At 67.3% G+C, this 4574-nt stretch carries 4 protein-coding genes; 1 reads left to right on the top strand and 3 read right to left on the bottom strand.

Annotation, left to right across the window (positions count from 1 at the left end; genetic code table 11):
- Positions 1–137 precede the first annotated feature (137 nt).
- Positions 138–2129: a PAS domain-containing sensor histidine kinase gene (locus tag V5A20_RS13280; RefSeq protein WP_332327553.1), complete on the top strand. Its 1992-nt coding sequence runs from the start codon at positions 138–140 to the stop codon at positions 2127–2129.
- Between the two features lie 89 nt (positions 2130–2218).
- On the opposite strand, the gene V5A20_RS13275 is transcribed toward V5A20_RS13280, so the two are convergent.
- The 3 genes from V5A20_RS13275 to V5A20_RS13265 form a co-directional block, all read right to left on the bottom strand.
- Positions 2219–3073, bottom strand: coding sequence for a sulfite exporter TauE/SafE family protein (locus tag V5A20_RS13275; protein ID WP_332327552.1), 855 nt, complete (start codon positions 3071–3073; stop codon positions 2219–2221).
- Between the two features lie 168 nt (positions 3074–3241).
- Positions 3242–4096, bottom strand: a complete 855-nt coding sequence (locus V5A20_RS13270) for a sulfite exporter TauE/SafE family protein (protein ID WP_332316747.1) — start codon at positions 4094–4096, stop codon at positions 3242–3244.
- Between the two features lie 54 nt (positions 4097–4150).
- A partial coding sequence (locus tag V5A20_RS13265) for a hypothetical protein (RefSeq protein WP_332327551.1) occupies positions 4151–4574 on the bottom strand: 424 nt, incomplete at its 5' end.

The raw sequence follows: 4574 nt of genomic DNA, 5'->3' as shown, positions 1-4574 counted from the left end.
CGGCGCCCGCCCCGTCCGCACGGATCGTTCGACGGGGCGGGCCGTAGCAAAATCTCGGTACAGTCTTTGCGCGCTCTTTCTGTCACAGCCAGTTTTTTGGCGGGACATCGCCTTCTCATCTTTCTTGCATCCTCCCAATGCCGACCCACAACCCACAGGCGGCCCGTCCACACGAGGACCCGTCCGTCCCCTCATCCGGGGGGTCCGCCGGGGTGGAGGACCCGGAAGAGACCGCCGCTCCGATGCACACGCCCGCCGGCTTCGCAGACGCGGTGCTGGCGGCCCTCCCCGATCCTGTGTTCGTGCTTGACGAAAACAACGCTCTCGTCTGGAGCAACGAGCCCCTCCAGTCGGTCCTCGGCGACTCGGCACGGGCGCTTCGGGGGCGGCAGCCCCCAGCGCTCTTCGCGGACAGCGACACCGCTGTCGTCCGTGAGGCGTTCACCGCGGCCCGTGCCGGGGGCACGCCCGCCCCGGCCGAGGTCACGCTTCTGCCTCGCGGGGACGCGCCCCGCCCCTGCACCCTTACCGTTCGGCCCCTTCCCGCCGATGCCGACGCGCCAGGACATGTCGTCGGCATTGCGCGGACCGCCCCTCGCCCTGCGCCCCCGGACGCGTCCCTTCGCCGTGAGCGCGACCGCCTGGCGGCCCTGTACTCGGGCCTTCCGAGTCCGGTGGTCCACTACAGGGTCCAGGACGGGGACGCCATCGCTGAGGGGGTCAACGCGGCCTTTGCGGACATCTTCGGGGTATCGAGGGACGACGTTGTTGGCCGGAACTTGGACACGCTCATCGCCTCGGACGAGCAGCACACGCAGGCCGAGGCGCTGACCCGGAAAGCCGTGGAGACGGGCAGCGTGCAGGCCGAGGTGGTCCGCACGACGAAAGACGGCCCCCGTCACTTCCAGCTCGACTCGGTGCTCTTCTCCAGCGGCGAGACCCCGGAGGGGTTCGCCATCTACACCGATGTCACGGAGCAGAAAGAGCGGGAACAAACGCTCCGGAAGGAGCAGGACGCCCTGCGCTCGATGTACCGCATCACCGCCGACCAGACGGCGTCCTTCGAGGACAAGGTGCAGCGGCTCATCGACCTCGGCCGCGAGTACCTCTCGCTCCCCTACGGCTTCGTCACCGAGATCTCAGAGCATACGCAGCGCATTCTCTGGGCATCGGGCGAGCACGTGCTGCTCCAGCCCGGCGCGTCGTGTCCCCTTTCCGAGTCGTACTGTCGGAAGACGATGCAGGAGGAGAGCCTGCTGGCCATTCAGGACGCCGCCGCTGCGGGATGGACGGGCGACCCGGCCTACGAGACATTCGACCTGGGCACCTACATCGGCTCGCAGATCCTGGTGGACGGGGACCTCTACGGCACGTTTTGCTTCGCGGCCTCCGAGCCCCGCGCCACCTCCTTCACCGAGCGGGAGCGAACCTTCGTGGAGCTGATGACCCGCTGGGCCAGCTACGAGCTCGAACACCGCCGCGCCACGGACCAGCTTGAACGCCAAAACGAGCGGCTCGACAACTTCGCGGGGCTCGTGGCCCACGACCTGCGAAATCCCCTCAACGTGGCGAAGGGCCGCCTTGAGCTCGTCGAAGACACGGAGGACCTCAGCCACCTTCCGTCCATCGATCGGGCCCTGACGCGGATGGACGAAATCATCGAGGACCTACTGGCCATCACCTGGGCGGGGCAGAGCCTCGGCGAGGCGGACCTGGAGCCCTGCGACCTCGCCGCCCTGGTCGCATCGTGCTGGGAGCAGGTCGACACGCCTCAGGCCCGCCTCGTGGTGGACACCGCCCCCTGCATCTACGCCGACGAAACCCGACTTCAGCGGCTCCTCGAAAACCTCTTCCGCAACGCCACCGAGCACGCGGGCGACGACGTCACCCTCCGAGTGGGGCCCCTCGACGACGGGTTCTTCGTGGAGGACGACGGCCCCGGCATCCCCCCAGAACAACGCGAGAAGGTGCTCAAGGCCGGCTACTCGTCGAACGAGGAAGGGACGGGACTGGGCCTGAGCATCGTGAAGACCATCGCCGACGCCCACGGGTGGTCCCTCTCGCTCGCGGAGGGCCGTGAAGGCGGGGCCCGCTTCGAGGTGACGGGCGTGGACCTCGCGGCCGATTGACGGGCCTCCCTGCCCCAGCCCCCAGATCATGCGCCCCGCAACGGCCTTGCGCGCCGACACCGGGCCGCACGGGCCGAGCGCCCCCCGTGTCAATTCAGCCCCGCCTCGACGAGAAGCAAGCCCCCTGTGATGGTGAAGAGGAGGCCGAGCCCGACCTCCATCACCCGGTCCGGCACACGGTCGGCAAGCATCGGCCCCAGTTGGGCCCCAATCACGACGCCCGGCACCGTAAAAAGCAGCAGGTTGCCCATCGTGACGAGCTTGGGCAGGCCCTGCCGTCCGATCTGGACGATGTGTCCAATCGAGGCCACGAGGGCAGTGGCCGCCACAACGACCACCGTTGTCGCGACCGACACCCTCACAGGCACGCGGCACCGCTGCAAGAGAAAGTACCCATTCAGCTCGCCGAGGCCGGAGGACGCCGCGCCCATGAAAAAGGCCCCGAGGCCCGAGATGAGACGCCCCTCCGTCTTGTTGCAGACGGTGTAGCAAATTTCTTCGCCACGGGCCGTCGTAAGGCACGTCCCCGCTGCATCCGGCGACTCTTCGGCCAGGTCGTTCAGCCGCGCCGCCGACACCGCATCGGGGGTCCGAAGAAAACTCGCGGCGACGGCGAAGAGCCCCATGCCCAGCACGCTCTTCAGAATGTCCGCCCGGACGTAGTGCGCGACGAGGGTTCCAGCGAGCGCAGCGGGCACGGTTGCCACGAGCATCGCCCGCACGATGCGGTGATCGATGAGCCTCCGCCGGAGGTACGCGTAGACCCCACTGCCAAACCCGCAGGCCTCTACGATGAGGCCGGCCCCAATGGCGAGCGGCGGGGGGAGGCCGAGGCCCAAAATAAACAACGGAGAGTAGAACGTGGCCCCTCCGACGCCGGAGGCGATCCCAACCGCCGTCATCGCGATCCCGAGGGGAAACATGTACCAGAACTCAGCGCTCATCGCTCTGAGAAGCTGTTCGGCGGACGGCCCGAGACTGTGGTGTGGCCTCGTGGTGGGACGCCGCTCCCATACCCTCCGGCGGAGCCCCCGCGCCCCCTCCGGCGCTCGTGGCATCGCAGACACCCGGCCCATAGAGCCAGTGCGGCATCGAGTCAGTGCGGCGGGGAGTCAGTGCAGCCCGGCCTCGACGAGAAGCAGGCTTGCCGTAATGGTGAAGAGGAGCCCGAGGCCAACCTCCATCACCCGATCCGGCACCCGTTCTGCAAGCATCGGCCCGAGCTGCGCCCCAACCACAACGCCCGGCACCGTGAAAAGCAGCAGGTTGCCCATCGTCGTGAGGCCGGTGATCCCGCCCTGCCCGATCTGAATCATGTGGCCCACCGACGCAATGAAGGCCGTGATGGCAACGACGAAGACGCTCGTGGCCACCGACACGCTGCTGGGCACGCGACACCGCTGCAGCAGGAAATACCCGTTGAGCTCGCCGAGGCCGGAGGACACCATCCCGAGAAAGAGCCCGCCGATCCCGGAAATGAGGCGCCCCTCCGTCTTGTTGCAGACCGTGTAGCAGATCTCCTCGTCGTCGGCCGTCACGAGGCAGGTCTCGGCCGCCTCGGGGTCCTCGCCGGCCATCTCTTCGAGCGCCGCCTCCATCTCCTCATCCGGCGCCCGGAGAAAACTCATCGCGACGGCGAAGAGCCCCATCCCGAGGATCACCTTCAGGATGTCGGCGTCGGCGAAGTGGGCGATCACGACGCCCGCGATGGCGGCCGGCACCGTGGCCGACAACAGCATGCCGCCCACCCGGTAGTCAATCAGCTGCTTCTTTACGTAGGCGTACACCCCGCTTCCGAATCCGAACACCTCCACCACGAGGCCCGACCCCACGGCCAGCTCCGGCGACAGGCCGAGCCCAAGGATGAACAGTGGGGAAAAGAACGTGGCGCCCCCGACCCCCGAGGCCATCGCAATGGTGGCGATGACGATGCCAATCGGGAGCATGTACCAGAACTCAACGCTCATCGTGTAGGCGAGTTGGAGGAACGAAACGCGGTGGAGAACGCGACGGGAGCCCGTCTACTGCGGGTCGCTCGGCTCCGCATCGGTCGTCTTCTCCCGCACCGTCTGAACCGTCGAGTAGGCACTGTACCCGATGAGCCCGACCACGAGGGCATACACCCAGTACGGAAGATTCTCGCCGGCGATGAACAGGTAGATGTACGCCGACAAGACACAGAGCGAGGTGGCAACCACCGGAAGGAACGGCGAGCGGCCCTGGCGCAGGTTGCGGACGAGCCACGCCACCGACAGCCAGAAGAAGGGAATGGCCCCGACCGAGATGCTGCCGAAGATGACCGGATCGACCCCGTACTGCGCCCCGAGACTGAAGAACCAGTCTTTGAACGCGGTCCAGAGTCCGGCGAGAAGAACACTTGCGAGCGGATCCGTCACGAGTCGTCCTGGGATCTGACTGAGAACGCGCTGCCCTACGTTCCTCAAG

Origin of the sequence: Salinibacter sp. (assembly GCF_036626415.1) — a bacterium.
Classification (GTDB): Bacteria; Bacteroidota; Rhodothermia; order Rhodothermales; family Salinibacteraceae; genus Salinibacter.
Note: the sequence above shows the minus strand (reverse complement) of the source record. Positions and strands in the feature narration are given on the sequence as shown.

What these genes read in the sequence shown, in the direction of transcription:
- V5A20_RS13275 (WP_332327552.1), bottom strand. Translation starts at nt 3,073, where the DNA reads ATGAGCGCTGAGTTCTGGTACATGTTTCCCCTCGGGATCGCGATGACG.
- V5A20_RS13270 (WP_332316747.1), bottom strand. Translation starts at nt 4,096, where the DNA reads ATGAGCGTTGAGTTCTGGTACATGCTCCCGATTGGCATCGTCATCGCC.
- V5A20_RS13280 (WP_332327553.1), top strand. Translation starts at nt 138, where the DNA reads ATGCCGACCCACAACCCACAGGCGGCCCGTCCACACGAGGACCCGTCC.